Genomic DNA, 20,854 nt, shown 5'->3' with positions numbered 1-20,854 from the left:
TTTGTATGACTGCAATGGTCATGTCAATAATCAATCATACTTCTTTTTCAGATTGCACATATTGGCGCCGTTGACAGCCCTTATGGAGCGAGGCATACAGGAAGAAGTATTACTAATCGTCGCCGCAGGAGACCGGACGTGAACTTCGACGAACTCAAAACCAAGATCGGCTCGGGCCTCTTGTCATTTCCGGTGACCGACTTCGATGCAGCAGGCGAGTTCGACCGCAAGTCCTACGCCAAGCGTCTGCAATGGCTTTCCTCCTATGACTCGGCGGGCCTCTTTGCTGCCGGCGGCACGGGCGAATTCTTCTCGATCGGCTACGATGGCGAATATGACGACATCATCGGCACCGCGGTGAGCAATGCAGCGCCCGGCGTGCCGGTCTTGGCCGGCGTCGGCTATGGCACGCGCATGGCAGTGGAGCTCGCCAAGCGCGCCGAAAAGGCCGGCGCCGCCGGCATTCTGGTCCTGCCGCATTATCTGATGTTCGCCGAGCAGGAAGGTATCATCGCCCATATGAAGGCCATCTGCGACGCGGTCGATATCGGCGTCATCTACTATGCGCGGGACAACACGCGCCTGACGCCGCAATCCCTCGCAAAGCTGACCGAGATGTGCCCCAACCTCATCGGCTACAAGGACGGGATCGGCGACCTGCAGCTGATGGTCAAGATCTCCACCCTGATCGGCGACCGCCTGGTGCATGTTGGAGGCCTGCCGACGGCCGAGGTCTTTGCCCAACCCTATCTCGAAATGGGCGTCACCACCTATTCATCGGCCGTGTTCAACTTCGTGCCCGAACTAGCCCTGCGCTTTTACAAGGCCGTCCGCGCCCGCGATGCGGCGACGATCGAAGACCTCTTGAAGAATTTCTACCTGCCGCTGATCGAACTGCGCGACCGCAAGCGCGGCTATGCCGTTTCCATGGTCAAGGCCGGCGCAGATATCGTCGGCCGCAGCGCCGGCAAGGTCCGCAGCCCGCTTACGGAACTGACCGGCGAGGAACGCGAGGAGTTGTCACAACTCATTGCCGCCAATCGCTGAGACACACGCGCCTCCCTGCGTGAGAAGGCCCGGATCGCAATATCCGGGCCTTTTGTTTGCATCCCCAGCAACCCATCGAGATTTTGGCAATCTCATTGATCGGAAACAGAGATTCCCGCTTTCGCGGGAATGACACCGTGGGTGTGGAATTTGGAATCCGAGGCGCTCAAGCCCCGTAAGGATCCCAGCCATTGGCCTGGAACAGGCCGATGATATAGCCATAGCAGAAAGCAAAGGCGGTCTCGAACGGCGCTTCGCCGTCAATGTGCGGCACATGGTCGGGCATGATCATGCAGTCGACGCCGACTTCCTTGTAGATCTTCAAGCTCGCTGCCATGTCCATGTCGCCGGCATCGGGAAACTCCTCGGTGAAGGAATAGCGACCGCCCTTGATGTTGCGGAAATGGACGTTGAAAATCTTCTTCCGCTCGCCGAACCAGCGGATGATGTCCCCGATTTCCTCACGCGGATTTTCGAGACTTTCGGCCACCGTGCCCTGGCAGAAATTGAGCCCGTGATAAGGACTTTCCACGATCGAAACGAATTTCTTGAGCCCCTCTGCCGAGCCCAGCACGCGCTCTTCCATGCCGCGATAGCCCGGACGGGTCAGGGGATCGTGGGGATGACAGGCAAGGCGCACCTTGCTCGCCTCCGCCACCGGCACAACGCGCTCGAGGAACCAGGTGATGCGCTCCCACATCTCGTCAGCACTGACGGTGCCGGCGCTGCTGGGCACGGCATCGTCGGTCGTCTGGTCGTGCCGGAAGGTGGACATGATGGCACCCCCGCGGCCGCGCTCGGATGGGGTGCGCGGAATACCCAGAATGTTGAAATTGTACTTTGCCGCCTTGATACCGAGCGCACCAAGCGTCTCGATCAGCCGGCAAATGCTGTCGACCTCACGCTCGCGGTCCGGATCGCGACCCATCACGATCGAAGGCGACTTCACCTTGTCGACGCCGGCCGAAGACATGGGCAATTGCACCATGTCGAGCACCAGGCCCGCAGCTTCAATCCGCTCGATATGGCGCTCCAGAACTTCGCGCGTCCAATCATGCGGATTGCCCACCGGATCGACGCAGACATGGCGCAGGCCAAGCTGCGCCAACTGACGCAAGTGGGCATCCCCCACCTCGTTGAATTTCTCCCCGCTTAGCTGGGTGCCCACATACATGCCGAAATTCCTCAAGTGTTATGACTTCTACAAAGTTGTATGAAAAATCTGCGCGTGCTACAAGCCGAACATGGTCGCAGGCAGAGACATTTTCTCGCCGTCAGCAGGATCGCAGCACGAGAAGGATGACAAATCCGGCACAGCATGGCATGCGAGAGAAGCCCCCATTCCGCGGCAATGTGCTAGCGGACTGTTATCATCGAGGACGCGAAAGCGGAAAATGGCTGAAATCGAAGCGCTGCGACTGACCGATCGCGTCAAGGATGGGCTGGTGCGCCTGATCACCGATAGCGGCCTCAAGCCTGGCGACAAGCTGCCGCCGGCCGACAGGCTCTGCGAGACGTTCGACGTGAGCCGCACCGTGGTGCGTGAGGCGATTGCCAGCCTCAAGGCCGAGGGCCGGCTGCGCTCGCTCCGCGGCAGCGGCGTCTATGTCAGCGAACCGCCCAAGGTTTTGGGAGGCTCCATGTTCATGGAGGCGCCGCAGGACATTGCCGATGTGCTCGACCTCATCGAATTCCGCATGAGCGTCGAGATCGAGGCCGCAGGTCTTGCCGCCGAACGCCGGACCGAGACCAATCTGCTCCGCATGGAACAGGCGCTCAGCCAGTTCGCCCGGCATCTGGCCGACAACACCCTCGCGACCGACGCCGACCGCGCCTTTCACCGCGCCATCGCTGACGCCACCAACAATTCCCGCTTCCGTCTCTTCGTCGATGAAATGGGCGAAAGACTGATCCCGCGCCGGGCGCTGGGCGCCAGTTTCAGCGACGAAAAGGACAAGGCCGAGTTTCTGGAAAACATCCAGACCGAACACCGTCGCATTTTTGAAGCCATCAGCGATCGCCAGCCCGACGCGGCGCGCCTCGCCATGCGCCAGCACCTCGAAGGCGGCCGCCGCCGCTATCGCGAGTGGAGTCTGGCCCACGATCTCGGCCATTGAGAGCGCCATGACACAGCCAGAAGTGAACTGGGTCATCCACGAACGATTTGGTGTTGGCGAAAGCCCCGTCTGGGACGCGGCCAAAGGGCGCCTTTACTGGTGCGATATTCCGGCGGGAGCAATCCATGCGCTTGATATCGACACCGGGGCGCGCACGGTCTGGGCGTTCGGCGAGCCGGTGCCCAGCTTGGGGCTGGCGAGGAACGGCAAGCTGGTCGTGGCTCTGCGCAATGACATCATCCTATTCAATCCCGCCACTGGCGCACGGGAACAGATCGCACGGATCGAGCACGAAAAGTCCGACATGCGGCTCAATGACGGCAAGGTAGGGCCGGATGGTGCCTTCTGGGTCGGCAGCATGGATGCCGACCCCCGCGATGCGCCTGCGGCCAAGCTCTATCGCGTGGCGCCCAATGGGGAGGTGCGGGTGATTGCCGAGGGCATTGCCATTTCCAATGGCCTTGCCTGGAATGCTGACGCGACCCTGCTCTACCATTCGGATTCACGCGGCAGCATGTGGCTCGACTGCTGGGATTTCGATCGCGCGACCGGCGCAGTCAGCAATCGTCGCCGGCTGCGCGAGAATGACGAGGCCAATGGCAGGCCCGATGGCGGCGCCTGCGATATCCTGGGCAACTATTGGTCCGCCGGCCCCTCGGCGAGCCGCATCAATCGCTTTTCGGCAACGGGGGAACTGCTGGATTGGGTCGACGTGCCCCTGAAATTTCCAACGATGCCATGCTTTGGCGGGTCGGATATGAAGACGGTGTTCGTGACGAGCCTCAATTCACGCGAAGACGAGCGCGATGGAATCGTGCAGTTCCGCGTGGATGCACCCGGGGTGCCGGTAGGGGTGTTCGGGTAGCTCTGCCCGTGCCACCAACCATCTACTTTTCACTGTGTCATCCCCGCGAAAGCGGGGACCTCCGTTTCAAAACAGGGGTTCCCGCTTTCGCGGGAATGACATCGTGGAAATGGGAGCGTTTTGATCCAAACAAAAACGCCGCCGCGATCCCCTCGCGGCGGCGTCAATCTGGAGCAACCACCCCTCAATAGGGATGCCGGTCCGCCTTGTTCATCCAGGCCTCATAGGCCTTCAAGCCGGTTTCGCGCTCAAAGCCCTCGGTCACCGCAATGCGGCGCTCGGTCCATGGCTTGGCAAAATCCTCATATTGGAACGCATCATCGAAGCCAATGGCGCTGGTGTCCTTGAGGCTGGCGGCAAAATACAAATGGTCGATGCGCGACCAATAGATGGCGCTCATACACATCGGGCATGGCGCGCCATTGATGTAGATTTCACAGCCCTTGAGCATCTTGGCGCGCTCGGGCACCGGGTCGGGCGAGCCCTCTTCGCGCGGGATCATTTCGAGGATCGTGCCGGCGCCATAGTCGCTGCCGAGCAGCGCCTTGGGATTGAGCCGGGTCGAGGCATCGATGATGGCGGTGATTTCGGCGTGGAAGACCGGAATGCCGGTGAGCAGTACGCGGTTCTGCCCGCGGCCGATGATCTCTCCATCTTTGACGATGACCGCACCGAACGGGCCACCCCAGCCCTTTTCGACGGATTCGATGGCAAGGCGCGTCGCCTCTTCCATGAACACCTTCTTGTCGTCGGACGGGGCGGCAACGGCCGAGACCGGAGAAAAGCCGAACGTGGCCGCGGCGCCGGCAGCGACGGCGCTGGCCATAAACATCCGGCGGTTCGGGTCGCTGAGCTGGTCCCGCTCGATATGCGTGCAGTCGGCCCCATGGGTCGTGTTGCAAGTGCAGCCTGTCATGAAGTCCCCCACATGATGATGCCGGTGCTGACGCCACCGGTGGAGGAACGCTACTTTTCAATCCGCTACAGAGGTTTAACGCGATCGCGCCAAATGCTGGCTTCCGATGTCGGCACGCCTGTCTCTCTTGAGATCGTTAAGGATTTGCGCATGGTACTCATCGCTGTGACAGCGCGATCACAATCGCCGTCGGCATCGTCAACGACTTGACTCGATGTGGCACCGGCGCATTATAAAACATGACTATACAAGTCATAAAATGGATCGGTCATGATTTCTCGCCGTCTTCTCGCGCTCCTTGGCGTGCCTCTCCTCCTTGCGCTCGCGGCACCCGCCTTTGCCCGCGACATCACCCATATCATGGGTGTCACCACGGTTCCGGATCAGCCGCTGCGCATCGTCGCCCTGACCAATGAAGCGACCGAGGATCTTCTCGCGCTCGGCCTCGTGCCGGTTGGCGCAGTTCGCTCGGCCAATGCCGATCCCTGGTTCGACCACGTTGCTGAAGCGCTCAAGGATACGACCATGGTGGGCGAGGAACTGGCCCCCAATCTCGAAGTGATCCTCTCGCTCGAGCCCGACCTGATCCTGGGCAACAAGAAGCGCCACGAACAGATTTACCAGCAACTCTCCGCCATCGCGCCGACCGTCTTTGTCGAAAACATCACCGGTCAGTGGCGCAACAATCTCGCCTTCTATGCCGAAGCCGTCGGCAAGACCGCTGAAGGCGACGCCGTACTCAAAGGCTACGAGGACCGCGTCGCGGCGATCAAGGCAGCGCTCGGCGATCGCGCGGCCGAAAAGGTTGGCCTGGTGCGCTTCATCTCGGGCCAGAACTACGCCTACAATAATGACAGCTTCTCAGGTTCCATCCTGCACGATATCGGCTTCGGCCGCCCCGCACCGCAGGACAAGGCTGGCCTTGCCGAACCGATCACCCTCGAACGTATCCCCGATCTCGATGGCGACCGCCTGCTGCACTTCAGTTACGAAACCGGCGACGGCGGCGCGACCAAGGAAGCAGAAGCCTGGATGGCATCGCCACTCTGGCAGAACCTCGATGTCGTAAAGGCCGACCACGTCTATGGTGTGTCCGACACCGTCTGGGCGACGGCCGGCGGTGTGATGGCGGCCCATCTGGCGCTCGATGATATCGAGAAGATTTACGAAATCCCTTCGACGCGCTGAGGGCGCGACGAGCTGTCACCCCGACCAAGCCCGGGGTGACAATCGAGTGCGAGACCAAGTATGTCCAGTGGAGCGCAAGGCCGCGCCACTGGAGGACTGAATGGGACACCGGCTTTCGAAGATCGTCACGCGTACCGGCGACGACGGCACGACTGGCCTCTCCGACGGTTCGCGGCTGCGGAAAGACGACGCGCTGATCGAAGCCATCGGCACGGTGGATGAGCTCAACAGCGTTGTCGGCTTTGCCGAAAGCCAGCAAACCCTGCCCCATCTCCGCGAAGAACTGGTGTCGATCCAGCACGATCTCTTCGATCTCGGCGGCGCCCTCTCCCTGCCCGGTCATACCGTGCTGGCGGAGGCGCACATTGAGGCGATCGAGCAGACAGTCAGCGCCTGGAACGCCAACCTGCCCCCATTGAAGGAATTCATCCTGCCCGGCGGTTCGTCCGCCGTTGCCGCGATGCACATGGCGCGGACCGTATGTCGCCGCGCCGAGCGACGGCTGCTTTCGCTCGACGAAGAGCGCACGGCCAATGGGCGGGTCTATCTCAACCGCCTGTCGGACCTGCTTTTCGTTGGCGCCCGGCTTGCTGCCGAGGGTCAGGAGCGCTCGTGGAATCCCCAGCGTTTTTCCTGAAAACGCTCAGCCGGCGGGCGTATAGTTGAGGATCGGCGCCAGCCAGCGCTCCACCTCGGCCAGATCCATGCCCTTGCGCTGGGCATAGTCGATCGCCTGATCGCGTTCGACCTTGGCGACGCCGAAATAGTAGGCGTCGGGGTGGCCGATATAGATGCCAGAGACCGATGACCCCGGCCACATGGCCATGCTTTCCGTCAGCGTCACGCCGGTCGAAGCTTCTGCGTCGAGCAGACGGAACAGCGTCACCTTCTCGGTATGGTCCGGCTGGGCCGGGTAGCCCGGCGCCGGGCGAATGCCGCGATAAGGTTCGCCGATCAGTTCATTGGGCGCGAACGTCTCGTCTGCGCCATAGCCCCAAAGCTCCTTGCGCACGCGCTCGTGCAGCATTTCGGCCATGGCTTCCGCATAGCGGTCGGCCAGCGCCTTGACCATGATCGAGCCAAAGTCGTCATTGGCGCGCTTGAAGCGCTCGGCGATCTCGTTCTCTTCGGGACCAGCCGTGACGACGAAGCCGCCGACATAGTCCTTCGTACCTTCCGGCGCCACGAAATCGGCCAGCGCCACATTGGGACGGTTCTCACGTTTGGAGGTCTGCTGGCGCAGCGTATAGAGCGTTGCCAGCTCATCCCGACGGTCTTCGGCGGTGAAAAGCTTGATGTCGTCGCCCACAGCATTCGCCGGCCAGAAGCCGACCACGGCCCGCGGCTTGAACCAATTTTCGGCGATGACCTTCTTGAGCATGTCCTGCGCATCGGAAAAAAGCTGCCGGGCCACTTCGCCCTGCTTTTCGTCTTCCAGAATGCGCGGATAGACGCCCTTCAATTCCCAGGTCTGGAAGAACGGCGTCCAGTCGATATACCGAGCGATCTCAGAGAGATCCCAATCCTCGATAACGCGCGTACCGAGGAATTGCGGGGCATTCACCTTGTAGTCCGACCAGTCGACCTTGAAGGCATTTTCCCGGGCCGCGGCCAGTGGCAGGCGCTGCTTGGCGAGTTCGGCGCGCTCGTGCTTTTCGGCGACATCGACATATTCAGCGCGGATGCCGGCGACATAATCGGGCTTCATCTCGGCCGACAGCAACTGGCCGACGACACCCACCGCCCGGCTGGCATCGGTGACGTAGATCGCCTGCCCCTTGGTGTAGCGCGGCGCAATTTTCACAGCCGTATGCACGCGCGAAGTCGTCGCCCCGCCGATCAGCAGCGGCAGATCAAAACCTTCGCGCTCCATTTCGCTGGCAAGATGCACCATCTCGTCAAGCGAGGGCGTAATCAGGCCCGAAAGCCCAATGATGTCGACCTTCTCGGCCCGCGCCACTTCCAGAATCTTCTGCGGCGGCACCATGACGCCAAGGTCGATGATCTCGTAATTGTTGCAGGCGAGCACGACGCCGACGATGTTCTTGCCGATATCGTGCACGTCGCCCTTGACCGTCGCCATCAGGATTTTGCCCGCTGACTGGCGATCGGAGCCACCATTGGCGGCCTTTTCCTCTTCCATATAGGGCAAAAGTACCGCCACGGCCTGCTTCATCACGCGGGCCGATTTCACCACCTGCGGCAGGAACATTTTACCCGCGCCGAAGAGATCACCGACGACATTCATGCCGGCCATCAGCGGGCCTTCGATGACATGCAGCGGACGCTCGGCGGCAAGGCGCGCTTCCTCGGTATCGGCCTCGATGAATTCGGTTATGCCGTTGACCAGCGCATGTTCGATGCGCTTTTCGATAGGCCATTCGCGCCAGGTGAGGTCGCGGACCTTCTCTTCGCGGGCCCCGCCCTTGAAGCGCTCGGCGATCTCCAGCATGCGCTCGGTCGCCGTGCCGCCAGCCTTGGGCTTGCGGTTGAGGACCACGTCCTCGCAGGCTTCGCGCAGTTCCGGATCGATCTGGTCATAGACGGCGAGCTGGCCCGCATTGACGATGCCCATATCCATGCCAACCTTGATGGCGTGGTAGAGGAACACCGCATGCATGGCTTCGCGCACCGGCTCATTGCCGCGGAAGCTGAAGGACAGATTAGAAACGCCGCCCGAAATATGCGCATGCGGCAGGTTCTTGCGGATCCAGGCGGTCGCCTCGATGAAGTCGACGCCGTAATTGTCGTGTTCTTCGATGCCCGTCGCGATGGCGAACACATTGGGGTCGAAGATGATGTCTTCCGGCGGAAAGCCCATCTCATCGACGAGGATTTTGTACGCCCGCGCGCAGATATCGATCTTGCGCTGATAGGTATCGGCCTGGCCGGTCTCGTCGAAGGCCATGACCACGACGGCAGCGCCATAGGCCATGCAGAGCGCCGCATGGTGGCGGAACTGCTCTTCGCCTTCCTTGAGCGAGATCGAATTGACGATCGGCTTGCCCTGCACACATTGCAGGCCCGCCTCGATCACTTCCCATTTGGAACTGTCGATCATCACCGGCACGCGGGCAATTTCCGGCTCCGAGGCGATGAGGTTGAGGAACTCAACCATCGCGGCCTTGGAGTCGATCAGGCCCTCGTCCATGTTGATGTCGATGACCTGCGCACCATTCTCCACCTGATCACGCGCCACCGCGAGCGCCGCGGTGTAGTCGCGCGCCGTGATCAGCTTGCGAAAACGCGCGCTACCCGTGACATTGGTGCGTTCGCCGATATTGACGAAGGGAATATCGGGCGTGAGGACGAAGGGCTCGAGACCGGAGAGACGGAGATAGGGCTTCACGGCACGAGCCTCGGAGTAACGCCAGCAACGGCCGCAGCGATGGCACGGATATGATCCGGCGTCGTGCCGCAGCAGCCGCCGACTACGTTGACGATGCCTTCCCTGGCGAACTCACCCACCTGCTTGGCCGTATCCTCCGGACCTTCGTCATATTGACCGAAGGCATTGGGCAGACCGGCATTGGGATAGGCGCAGGTAAAAGTGTCGGCGACGCTGGAGATTTCGGCCATGTGCGGGCGCATGGCCTCGGCGCCCAGAGCGCAGTTGAGCCCGATGGTGAAGGGACGCGAATGCTTTACCGAATGCCAAAAGGCCGTTGGCGTCTGGCCGGTCAAGGTACGACCCGAGGCATCGGTAATCGTGCCCGAAATCATCATCGGCAGCGCCACGCCCCGCGCTTCGAACGCTTCAACACAGGCAAAGATCGCCGCCTTGGCATTGAGCGTATCGAAGATCGTTTCGATCAGAATGACATCGGCGCCACCTTCGATCAGGCCATTCACCTGCTGCGAATAGGCCTTCCGAAGGTCCTCGAAAGTGACAGCGCGAAAACCGGGATTGTTCACATCGGGGCTGATCGAGGCCGTGCGGTTGGTCGGGCCGACGGCTCCAGCGACGAAGCGCGGCTTGCCATCGATAGCCGTGGCGCGATCGAGCGCCCGGCGCACGACGCGCGCGCCTTCGACATTGAGATCGTGCACCGCCGATTCCATGCCGTAATCGGCCTGGGCAATGGTGGTCGCCGAAAAGGTATTGGTCTCGACGATATCAGCGCCGGCCATGGCATATTTGAAGTGGATCTCTTCAATCGCCTCGGGCTGGGTCAGAATCAGAAGGTCGTTATTGCCCTTCTGCGGATGATCGGAATGGTGCCGGCAGGCATGGCCCGAGCCATGGCCGACAAAGTCGTCCTCGGACAGGCCAAGCCCCTGAATCTGCGTACCCATGGCGCCATCCAGAATAAGGATGCGTTCGCGCGCCAGGCGCTCCAGAGCTTTGCGGCTGGGGGAAGCAACTGCCGACATGACTACCTCGCAAGTGTTGAGGGCCTTTTAGCGGGGCACGCCCCGAAAAGAAAGCCAAGCGAGATATGGTGCGGCGAGAGGTGGTCGTGAAGATACCGCCGGCGCAGACCTGGGTCTCGAGCCGGCTATGTTCCGTCTTCACCCCGGCGCAAGCCGGGGCGCCGGTCAGAACTTGGCGCGGGCGCCCGCGTAGAAGGTACGGCCCTGCGTGTTGAAGCCGTAGACCTCTTGGTACTTGGTATCGAAGAGGTTATGCACGCGGCCATAGACCTCCACCTGATCGCTGACTTGATAGTTGAAGCCGCCATTGACCACGGCATAGGCCGGGATCATCACGCGCGAGAACGTGCCGAAATCAGTATCTGGATTTTCACCGGTAAGAACGACTTCGCTGTGCAGAGTGAGCGGGATATCGGCGAAAGTGTATGCGAGGTTGACCGAGCCGGAATGCCGCGGGCGGCGGATTTCCTGCGTGCCGTTGGGTTGCCGGGCATCGACATAGGTATAGGTCACGCCGGCAGTGAGGCCTTCGAAGACGTTGACGCTGGCCGACAGTTCCACACCCTGGCGAGTGCTGGTACCGGTCCTGTTGATCACCGTGCTGAGCGGCCAACCTTCGGTCGCGATGACGTTTTCGAGCGTCTGATTGAAATAGGTGGCATCGAGCACGACCATGCCGTCGAGCAGGGACTGCTGCACACCCACGTCCCAACCAAAGCTGGTTTCAGGGAGCAGGTTCGGGTTTGGGATAAACAGTGCCGGGGTGAAGCCGAACTGCTCGATAAAGGTCGGATTGGTCGAGCCCGTCCCTACTGAAGCATGGAGGCGCGTGCCGATATCGGGAATCTCCCACGCGCCGCTGACGCTATACGTGGTGACGTCGGAGAAGGCGTCGTTGAAATCGTGGCGCAGAGCCGCGGTCAGGAAGATCTGATCGAGATAGGTGCCGCGATACTCACCGACCAGCGAATGCGTGGTCCGGCGCTGCACGTCGAGCTTAGTCGGAACGAGCTTCTGGAACGTCTCGTGGACCAGGTCATAGCCGAGCGTGACGGTGTGGGTGGCATCGAGGAAGCCGGGCGTGTCGAAGTGACGGCCGATCTGGTAGGTGGCCTTGTAGCGGTCGCCAGTATTGACGGCTTCGCCATATTGGTCAGTCGACTGGCGCTCGAGCGTACTCGCGCTAACGCGGGCATTCTGGAACCACAAGCCGTCTTCACTGACCCAGCCCAGTCCGGTCGCGCCATAGAGTTCGTTGACCTTGGATTGATAGAGCGCGTCTTTCACGATGCCGGTGAAGTCGTCCTGCTCGTCGGTATCGGCAATGAGGCGCCCATAGCGCACCGTACCGTCGAGCGTCAGGTAGGGCGTGATATCGGCCTTGAAGCGCGCATTGGCGTCGATATGCGTGGCGCCATCGAGCTCGTCGCCCACCGCCGCAATGTTGAAGCCATCGGTATCGCGCAACGTGAGCGAACCCGAGGCCTGGAAATTGTCCTGGCCGTATTCCAGCGAGCCCGTAGTCATCTTGGTGCCGTCGGTTCCGAACTCGGCGCCGAGGCTGCCATGGAGACCATCGGAGCCACCCGATTTGGTGACGATATTTATGACGCCTGCCATTGCATTGGCGCCCCAGAAGGCGCTCTGGGGGCCGCGCAAGATTTCGATGCGCTCGATATTGGCAACAGCCAGGCGCCCGAAATCGAACTCGCCCGTGGAGTGCTCACTGACGGGAACGCCATCGATCAAAACGAGGACGTGGTTGCCCTCGGCGCCGCGCACGCGAACCTGCGTCATGCCGCCCTTTGAGCCCATCTGGGATACGGCAAAGCCCGGCACGGTCCGCAGCACATCCGCCACATAGGCAGCCTTCGTCACCTCAAGCGTCTCGCTGTCGATCACCGTATAAGACCGCCCGATCTCCTGCTCCTCGAACGGCGTCAGGCCCGCGGCGGTGATGCGGAGAACGTCGAGCGTCGTTTGTTGCGCAGCGGCCGGCAGGGCCGTCGCCAGCATGGCGGCAAGGAGAGCGAGGGACGAAACATGGGGCTTGAGACGCATAGTAACGGGCCTTCTTCGGCGAGGGCTGCTCAGTGGGCTCCAGCGAGTGCACCTATGTGCCAATGGCGGGCGAGGCTGAGCAGAAACTGGAAAGAGTGGAGTCGCTGGCGCCGCGGTCAGCGGCCCGAAAGAAAGCGGATGCGATTTGTCGTCATCGATTTGGGTCCTCTCGCCGATCCGCCCGATCAGCCTGAAATGGATTCCGTTTCCATGGCAGGTCTCCTGGCTTGCGGATCGAACCGAAACCTCGCCTTCCCAGCCGAACCGGCCAGTGGACAAAGAGGCTTCGTCTCCGCTTACAGTTGCGGGGGCAGCGTCGGACTGGGGATCTCTCCCCCACCGGCTTCCCTATTATCCCCTCGCGGGGACCATGGACGAGAGGACAATGGTGAAGACACCATTAAGAGTCAACGACATAAGGATTTCCTTATATCTGTTTCAACAGCGGCCTTGTGCGTGGAGTGCGATCAGCAAAAGTGGACACCACTTTTGTGGTTCGAGAGCACGACAAACTTAAATGTCAGTCGAGCGCGATCGAGCGGTTGAAGATGCGCCTATATCCCGGCGCCTTGTCCGGATGGAGGATGGATATCAGGTCCATCAGCACCATGTCCGGCCGCATGCTGCCTAGTTCATAGAACTGCACGCCACCATTGGGTCCCTCGAGGGCATCAGGTATCCAGACCTGACCCGATTGCGCCGCGGGCAGCGCTGCAAGGCGAGGATCTTCCGCCGCGATATCGGCGAGCGTCTGATAGTGAATGGACGCCTGAATCCAGACCTTTGCATCGCGTGCCGCCGCGATCAGTCGTTCGAGATCGCGAATCTGGAAGCTACCGGTGCTGGTGTCAGCCGCAAAAACATAGCGGCCGCCGGCATCATGAATCAGCCGGGCCATGAAGGACTGCCCACCAGCAGCAAAGAACACGCCGTTGAAAGCCTGCCCGCTCAGCACCAGCGGCCGATCGCTTTCAGGCACATCGGCCACCAGCGCCAAAGCCGTATCGTAGCGCTCCACCACATCGGCAAAGGTCGCGTTCGCCTTGTCCTCGGCATTGAAGAACAAGCCCATAAACTTGACCCATTCGGCCCGCCCCAGCGGCGAGGTCTCTTGCCATTCGGCAAAATTGACCACCGGCACGCCGGCCACAGCCAGGCGCTGAACCTCCGGTTCGCCGCCACCGCCAGCCATGAACACATCCGGCGCCGCGGCGACAACAGCCTCGACATTGACCACGCCCGAGGTTTCGTATTCGACGACCTCGGCCCGTTGCATGTGCTCGATCAGTTCAGGCGTAGCGATAAAATCGCGCCGCGCTACGCCGGTCACGGCGTCCACCCCGCCAACGGCTACCAGCGCCGGGCTTTGCGACGTGCTGCCGGAAAAGAGCGAACGAACCGGCACGGTGATGCGCGGCGCCTTGGCAAGCTCCGGGCCCAATTCCGGCTCGGGCGTGCCGCATTGCACGAGAACGTAGCTTTCCTTAGCCCCGCCGGGCGTGGGCCGCTCGACCGTCACCACCTTGTAGTGGTCAAAATAGGCGACCGAAAAATTCTCCGCATAATCGACGCTGGATTTCGCAGCAAAATAGTCGATGCCTGGTTCGAAGCCGGTGACACAGCCATTGGCCTCAAATGCCGCAGAGGCCGGCAAGGTCAGTGTCAGCAGGGCAACGGCGACGAAGGCGAGACGACGACTGATCACGGCTGAGGTTCCGTCTGGAGTGTGGCGCCGGCTTCTTGGCGAACGAAGCGGGCGAGTTCGCCAAAGCTTGCACCGTGATTGGTGCCCAGTCTGCCCCGAGCCTCCCAACCAGAAGCGTTCATCGTGACCATCAGCTGCGCGCCTTCGGGAGCGTGGGTGATCTCGAAGCCTTCGCGCTCCAGCACGGTCCGAGCCATGCCGAGGCCTTCGCCTGTCCCGCCGACAAAAGCCTTGCCGTATGGATGCTCACGAATTTTGAACGTACGGTCGCCAGCGGAAAAGGCAATATTGGGCCCCGAAAAAGCGGAACTGATACTGCCATCGGCAAGCAAATCTTCGGGCGCACCGATATGCATCCGCCCTGCCCCATCGATCAGCCAGATCGTATCGGCCATGCGCAAGGACAGATCGAGATCATGGATCGAGAGAACAACTGCAACATTCCGCTCCCGCGCCAGCCGCCGCAAGGTAGCGACAATTTCCACGCGCGCCGATACGTCAAGGAACGCCGCAGGCTCATCGAGCAACAGCACGGCGGGCCGCTGGGCCAGCGCCCTTGCGATCATGATGCGCTGGCGTTCGCCATCTGAAAGTTCGTTGATCTCGCGACGCGCCAGATGCTCCGCGCCGACGGCAATGACCGCGTCGCGGACGATTGCGCGATCCTCTTCGGAAAGAAGCCCCGACCAGCCAACATGCGGGTAACGCCCCAGCTCGACCAGCCTGAAAGCCGGCATGGAACCGACCGCAACGCGCTCGGTGAGCACAACGGCGACATTGCGGGCAAGGTCATATTGCGACATGCGGGTGATGTCGGCACCATTGATCGCAACCGACCCGCCCAGCGCCGGCTCCATCCGGGCCAGTGTCCGCATCAGGGTGGATTTGCCGATACCATTGACGCCGAGGAGGCAAACGAGTTCGCCCGGAGAAACCTGCACGTTGATATCGCGCAGGACGGTCCGGGATTTGCCGCGGCTGCGATAGCCAACGGCAAGATCATGGGTTTTGAGAGAAGGAGTCATCCCGCAAAAACCCCATTGCGCGACCGCAGGATGACAAACACAACCACCGGGGCGCCAATCAGCGCCGTGACAGCATTGAGGGGCAGCACACCAAGATTGGTCGGGAGAAGCGAAACAAGCTGTGCCAGAAGCGCCATGAGCGCACCCAAGAGGATCGTCGCCGGCACAAGGACGCGATGGTCCGACGATTTGAGCATGGCCCGCGCCATATGCGGCACGGCCACGCCGAGAAAACCAATGGGTCCGCAAAAGGCCGTCACAGCACCGGCGAGCATCGACGCCACCGCCATGGTCACAAGGCGCATCGCCCGGGTATTAAGCCCCATGGAGCCCGCATAATTTTCGCCCAGCAGCAGCGCATTAAGCGGCTTGATGCTGGCACAGGCGACCACGAGGCCCAACATCGCTACAGGCGCCAGCACCTGCAACTCGGTCCAGGTCACCGCACTGAATGAGCCAAAACCCCAGGCGATCCAGCGCTCGAGCTGGTCCGGCCGCGCCCCTGCCACGAGCAAGGTGACAAAGGCCGAGACGGCATAGCCCGTCATCAATCCGAAGATCAGCACGGTGGATGGATTTTGCAGTCGCACGGAAATCGCCAGCACCGGCACTAGCACCAGGAGACCACCCAGCGTGGCCGCCCCGACAATGGCAAAACCGCCGCCAAGACCCATGCCGCTCGACAGAAACGCCCCGACGGTGGTGCCCGAGGCAAGGACAACCAGCGCCACGCCCAGGCTCGCGCCCGAAGTGATGCCAAGCACGAAGGGATCCGCCAGCGGATTGCGCATCAACGTCTGCATCTGCAGGCCCGCAACGCTGAGCGCCGCCCCGGCGAGACATGCCGTGATGGCGCGCGGCAGACGAATGGACAATACAATGTCAAAATCCGGATTGCCGTTGGCGAGCTGGCCGCTCAAAGCGCCGATTACCGATTGCAGTGGTATCGCCGTCGACCCCAGGCAAATCGCGGCGACAAAAGCCACAAGAAGCAAGAAAAGGGCAAGGCCGAGCACCAAGGTCTGGCGGGTCCGCATCGACGCCGCCATGGCCGGAATGTCCAAGTCGTAAGTGCCGCTCCCGCGCTGCTCTTGGTGATTGAATGCCATCAGAAAACCGCTGGGCCAGATCGACATGATCGTCTGTTGGTAAGGCCAAAAGCGTAATCTTGCGATCCGCGAAAAGCGATTATCGCGAATTTCTGTGAGAAGCGCGCCTCAAGTCACGCTGATACCAGCGCCCCCGTCTGGGATACGGACCGCAGTTTCAGTTCCTCCGAGCGCAGGCACGCATCGAGGTGGTTCGCCTCTCCGCGCAATGCTGGCACATTCACCCGGCAGGCGTCGGTGACATAACGGCAGCGATCGGCAAAGGCACAGCCCTCGAGCGGCTTTGCAGCATCCGGCACATGCCCCGTCAGCCGGATACGCGCCCCCGTCTTGCGCGCCCCGCGGCCAGGAATGGCCGCCAGCAAGGCCTCGGTATAGGGGTGCCGCGGATTGCGAAAAATCTGGTCGGTCTCGCCCAGTTCCACGATCCGCCCGGCATACATCACCGCCACCCGGTCGCTGATATTGGCAATGACGCCGAGGTCGTGGCTGACAAAGACATAGGTCAGCCCTAGTTCGGCCTGCAGCTCCTTCATCATGTTGATGATCTGGGTCTGCACCGAAACATCGAGCGCCGACACCGCCTCATCGGCGATCACCAGCTTCGGGTCGGACGCCAGCGCCCGCGCTATGGCAATGCGCTGCCGCTGCCCGCCGGAAAAGGCATGCGGGTAGCGCTCGGCATAGTCGGGGCTGAGGCCGACGCGCGAGAGCAGGCCTTGCACCTTCTCCTCGATCTCGGCAGCACTGTGGTTGCCATTGACCTGCAACACTTCCCCGATGATGTCGCGCACCCGCATACGCGGATTGAGCGACCCGGTCGGGTCCTGAAACACCATGCGGATATCGGTCCGCAATTGCTTTGCCTCGGCGCCCTTGGCCGCCCGCACGTCGATGTCTGCGAACTGAACATCGCCACTATCGGCCCGATGCAGCCCCACGAGAGTCTGCCCCAGGGTCGACTTGCCACAACCGCTCTCGCCGACGAGCCCCAGCGTTTCGCCCGGAAACACGTCGAGCGAAATGTCGTTGACCGCCCGCACTGCCCCCACCTGGCGCTGAAAGAACCCCGCACGAATGGCAAAGTGCTTATGCAAGTTGCGAACACTCAACAGCGGTTTTCCCGCCGCCTTCTTGGACGCGGCCACCGGAGCCGCAAGGTCGGCCGTCCTGGTGGCGCGCGAAAACTTGTGCGCCTGCGGTCCATAGGCATGGCAGGCAACCATATGGTTCTGCCCCAGATCGGTTTCGAGCACGGCAACATGCCCGCACATGTCTTTCCGCGCCCATTCACAACGCGGATGGAACGAGCAACCGGCCGGCCGCAAGGCTGGCGGCGGGACCATGCCGGGAATGGCTTTCAGCGGTGCCTTGAAGTCTCCATCGAGCCGCGGCATCGAGGCGAGCAGCCCCTTGGTATAGGGATGCTTGGGGTTCTCCAGCAGCTCCCTGACCGGCGCCCGCTCGACAATCTTGCCCAGATACATCACCGCCACTTCGTCGGCGATTTCGGCAACGACCCCGAGATCATGGGTGATGAAAAGCACCCCCATGCCCGTCTCGCGCTGCAACTCGCCGAGAAGATCCAGGATATTGGCCTGCGTCGTCACATCGAGCGCCGTCGTCGGCTCGTCGGCGATGAGCAGCCTTGGTTTGTTGATGAGCGCCATGGCGATCATGGCGCGCTGCCGCTGCCCGCCGGAAAGCTGGAACGTAAAACTGTCATAGCGCCGCGCCGGGTCGGGCATGCCGACCTCTTCGAGCATTTTTATGCCCTCGGTCCGCGCTTCCTTCTTACCGATCTTGCGATGCAGCATCAGCGCTTCGCTGATCTGGTTGCCGATGGTGTAGAGCGGCGACAGGAAGCTCATCGGCTCCTGATGGATCATGGCGATATCGCCGCCACGAACCTGCCGCATGAGGGGGCTCGTCGGCTTGGTCTTGGCAATATCGAGCACTGAACCATCGGTTTGCCTGAGATTGATCGAGCCGCCCGATACCCTGCCAGGATGATCGATCACCTGCAGGATGGATTTGGCCGTCACCGACTTGCCGCAGCCGCTTTCGCCCACGAGACAGAGCGTCTTGCCCGCCGGAATATCGAGATCGAGCCCCTGCACCACATCGACGGCCCCGGCAAAGGTGATGCGCAGCCCGCGGATTTCAACGAGATTTTCCATGGTCTTAATCCGCATAGGGGTCGGCGGCGTCACGAAGCCCATCGCCGAGGAAATTGAGGGCCAGCACCGCGATCACCACCGCCACGCCGGGCAGCAGCAGCCAGGGCGCCGAGGCGATGGTGCGCACATTCTGCGCCTCCTGCAGCAGCACACCCCAGCTCACGATCGGTGTCCTGAGCCCGATGCCGAGATAGCTCAGCGCCGTCTCCGCCAGGATCATGCCGGGAATGGCCAGCGATACCGTCGCAATGATGTGGCTCAGGAAACTCGGCAGCATATGCCGGAAAATGATCCGCACCGGTCCGCAGCCATCGAGCCGCGCAGCCTTCACGAAATCCTCGTTGCGCATGGCGAGAAACCGCCCGCGCACCACGCGCGCCAGGCTCGTCCAGCCCAGTATCGAGAGGATGATGGTAATGAAGAAATAGACCTGCAAAGGCGGAATATCGCGCGGAATAGCCGCCGCGAGTCCGATCCAGAGCGGAATGGCCGGCACCGACTGCACGAATTCGATAAGCCGCTGGATGACATTGTCGACCACGCCACCGAACAGCCCCGAAACCCCGCCGACTAGAATGCCAAGCACCAGGCTCGCGGCAACGCCCAGCAAACCAATGGTCATGGAAATGCGCGCACCATAGATAGTGCGACTCAGAATATCGCGCCCCAACCGATCGGCGCCGAAGATGTAAAAAGGCTGCCCCACCTCGACCGGCCCGAAAAGGTGCCGGTCGGCAGGAATGAAACCAAGCAGCCTGTAGGGCTCGCCGACGACGAAAAAGCCAATATCGACGATGGAGTCGGGATCGGCCGTAAAAATGCGGCGGCCGGAATTGTAATCGATGACGGTTTTGTACGCGTTGACATGCGGGCGGAACTGCCAGCCGTCCTCGGTTGAAACGCCCAAATGCACTTGTTGCGGCGGCGCGTAGGCATAGGCCGGATTATAGGCTTCGAGCGTCACTGGCGCGAGAAAGTCGGGAATGGCGGCAACGACATAGGCGAGTAGCACGATCATGCCGCCAAGCACGCCCAGCCTGTGACGCAGAAACTTGCGCCAGACCAGGGCCCAATGCCCCTCAAAACCCTGCCCCCGGCGCTTTTCCGGCGCCGGTGACACCATGCCGCTGGTTTCGTCAAATGTGGTCATGATGCCAGCCCTCACCCCTGCTGATAACGAATGCGCGGATCGAGCCAGGCCAGCAGCAGGTCGCTCAGGAGCGTCCCCACCACCACCAGCACGCTCAGCATGAGGATGAAGCTGGCCGCCATATACATGTCCTGCTCCAGCAGCGCCTTGATCAGCAACGGCCCCGTGGTCTGCAGGCCCATCACGATTGCCACGATGGTGCCGCCCGAAACGATGTCGACGAAAATGTCGTTCTGCCCGGAAACGAAGGGGTTCATCGCGTGGCGCACCGGATATTTCATGAGGAGGGCAAACTCGCCCTTGCCCTTGGCGCGGGCCGCCGTGACATAGGGCTTGTGCAATTCGTCGATCAGATTGGCCCGGATCACGCGGATGACGCTGGCCGTGCCCGATGTGCCCAGCACCACCATGGGCAACCAGAGATGGGCCATGAGATCAGTGAACTTGCCCCAGCTCCAGGGCGCTTCGATATATTCGGGCGAAAAGAGTCCGCCCACATCCTGCCCGAACCAGGCGAAGGCGACATACATCAGCGCCAGCGCCAGAAGGAAATTGGGCACGGCCAGCCCGAGAAACCCAAGAAAAGTGAAAAAATAGTCCCCGGCCGAATAGCGGCGCACTGCCGAATAAATGCCGATGGGAATGGCGACGACCCAGACGAAGAGGAGGCTCGCGAGCGACAGCACCACGGTCAGCCCGAGGCGCGGCCATATGACTTCCTTGACCGGCAGGTTCCAGCCGAAGGAATAGCCAAAATCCCCGCGCAGCACGACGCCGGTAATCCAGCTCCAATATTGCACCAGAAGCGGCTGATCGAGCCCATAGGCCCGGCGCATGGCCTCGATTTCGGCCAGGGGCATGATATCGCCCTTCTTGGCCGCTTCCTCGGCGAGCCGGTCGACGAAATCGCCGGGCGGTACGGCAATGACAAGAAACGATATGAGCGAAACCGCAATGAGCGCCGGGATCACATAGATGATGCGGCGCAGAATGAATGAGCCCATACCGGTCTCCTGTATTTCACGCCACGGACCCAGCCCCTCCACCGAAACGGAAGCTCCCGCTGTCGCGGGAATGACGTCGTGGATCGAATGAACCCAGCGAAGTCACGGCAATG

The 20,854-nt window shown here is 61.5% G+C and carries 14 protein-coding genes, 1 pseudogene and 1 riboswitch; of the genes and pseudogenes, 5 read left to right on the top strand and 10 right to left on the bottom strand.

Annotated elements, in window-relative coordinates; translation table 11 throughout:
- Positions 1-138: 138 nt before the first annotated feature.
- On the top strand, positions 139-1,047 hold the full coding sequence (kdgD, locus tag JP75_RS10130) for a 5-dehydro-4-deoxyglucarate dehydratase (protein ID WP_035082381.1): 909 nt from the start codon (positions 139-141) through the stop codon (positions 1,045-1,047).
- Between the two features lie 166 nt (positions 1,048-1,213).
- Here kdgD and JP75_RS10125 read toward each other — a convergent pair whose 3' ends face one another.
- Positions 1,214-2,221, bottom strand: a complete 1,008-nt coding sequence (locus tag JP75_RS10125; protein WP_035082380.1) for a mannonate dehydratase — start codon at positions 2,219-2,221, stop codon at positions 1,214-1,216.
- Positions 2,222-2,441: 220 nt separating this feature from the next.
- Between JP75_RS10125 and JP75_RS10120 the strand changes: the two genes are divergently transcribed.
- On the top strand, positions 2,442-3,164 hold the full coding sequence (locus JP75_RS10120) for a FadR/GntR family transcriptional regulator (RefSeq protein ID WP_035082379.1): 723 nt from the start codon (positions 2,442-2,444) through the stop codon (positions 3,162-3,164).
- A 7-nt stretch (positions 3,165-3,171) separates the two neighbouring features.
- Complete coding sequence (locus JP75_RS10115) at positions 3,172-4,029, top strand: SMP-30/gluconolactonase/LRE family protein (protein ID WP_035082378.1); 858 nt, start codon at positions 3,172-3,174, stop codon at positions 4,027-4,029.
- Positions 4,030-4,213: 184 nt separating this feature from the next.
- Here JP75_RS10115 and JP75_RS10110 read toward each other — a convergent pair whose 3' ends face one another.
- Entirely contained in the window at positions 4,214-4,945 is a 732-nt protein-coding gene (locus JP75_RS10110; RefSeq protein WP_201772922.1) for a nucleoside deaminase, read from the bottom strand.
- 270 nt (positions 4,946-5,215) lie between these two features.
- Between JP75_RS10110 and JP75_RS10105 the strand changes: the two genes are divergently transcribed.
- Positions 5,216-6,133, top strand: coding sequence for an ABC transporter substrate-binding protein (locus JP75_RS10105; RefSeq protein ID WP_035082377.1), 918 nt, complete (start codon positions 5,216-5,218; stop codon positions 6,131-6,133).
- A 100-nt stretch (positions 6,134-6,233) separates the two neighbouring features.
- The gene (locus tag JP75_RS10100; protein WP_035082376.1) at positions 6,234-6,770 is read left to right on the top strand and encodes a cob(I)yrinic acid a,c-diamide adenosyltransferase; all 537 of its coding nucleotides are present in this window, start codon (positions 6,234-6,236) and stop codon (positions 6,768-6,770) included.
- Between the two features lie 6 nt (positions 6,771-6,776).
- On the opposite strand, the pseudogene metH reads toward JP75_RS10100, so the two are convergent.
- The 8 genes and pseudogenes from metH to JP75_RS10055 all read right to left on the bottom strand — a co-directional run bounded on the left by metH (position 6,777) and on the right by JP75_RS10055 (position 20,741).
- Positions 6,777-10,507: pseudogene (gene metH / locus JP75_RS10095) on the bottom strand (methionine synthase).
- A gap of 165 nt (positions 10,508-10,672) precedes the next feature.
- Complete coding sequence (locus tag JP75_RS10085; RefSeq protein WP_051960568.1) at positions 10,673-12,568, bottom strand: TonB-dependent receptor plug domain-containing protein; 1,896 nt, start codon at positions 12,566-12,568, stop codon at positions 10,673-10,675.
- Between the two features lie 195 nt (positions 12,569-12,763).
- A riboswitch (cobalamin riboswitch) is annotated at positions 12,764-12,956 on the bottom strand.
- A gap of 132 nt (positions 12,957-13,088) precedes the next feature.
- Positions 13,089-14,273: an ABC transporter substrate-binding protein gene (locus JP75_RS10080; RefSeq protein WP_051960567.1), complete on the bottom strand. Its 1,185-nt coding sequence runs from the start codon at positions 14,271-14,273 to the stop codon at positions 13,089-13,091.
- The gene (locus tag JP75_RS10075; RefSeq protein ID WP_051960566.1) at positions 14,270-15,298 is read right to left on the bottom strand and encodes an ABC transporter ATP-binding protein; all 1,029 of its coding nucleotides are present in this window, start codon (positions 15,296-15,298) and stop codon (positions 14,270-14,272) included. The genes JP75_RS10080 and JP75_RS10075 overlap by 4 nt, the downstream gene beginning before the upstream one ends.
- Complete coding sequence (locus JP75_RS10070) at positions 15,295-16,434, bottom strand: FecCD family ABC transporter permease (RefSeq protein ID WP_201772921.1); 1,140 nt, start codon at positions 16,432-16,434, stop codon at positions 15,295-15,297. The genes JP75_RS10075 and JP75_RS10070 overlap by 4 nt, the downstream gene beginning before the upstream one ends.
- 86 nt (positions 16,435-16,520) lie before the next feature.
- Positions 16,521-18,587, bottom strand: coding sequence for an ABC transporter ATP-binding protein (locus JP75_RS10065; RefSeq protein ID WP_035082373.1), 2,067 nt, complete (start codon positions 18,585-18,587; stop codon positions 16,521-16,523).
- 4 nt (positions 18,588-18,591) lie between these two features.
- Positions 18,592-19,710, bottom strand: coding sequence for an ABC transporter permease (locus tag JP75_RS10060; protein ID WP_035082516.1), 1,119 nt, complete (start codon positions 19,708-19,710; stop codon positions 18,592-18,594).
- 38 nt (positions 19,711-19,748) lie between these two features.
- On the bottom strand, positions 19,749-20,741 hold the full coding sequence (locus JP75_RS10055; protein WP_035082372.1) for an ABC transporter permease: 993 nt from the start codon (positions 20,739-20,741) through the stop codon (positions 19,749-19,751).
- Positions 20,742-20,854 lie beyond the last annotated feature (113 nt).

The organism is Devosia riboflavina, assembly GCF_000743575.1.
Lineage (GTDB): Bacteria > Pseudomonadota > Alphaproteobacteria > Rhizobiales > Devosiaceae > Devosia > Devosia riboflavina.
This window is presented reverse-complemented; position numbering and strand designations above follow the sequence as displayed.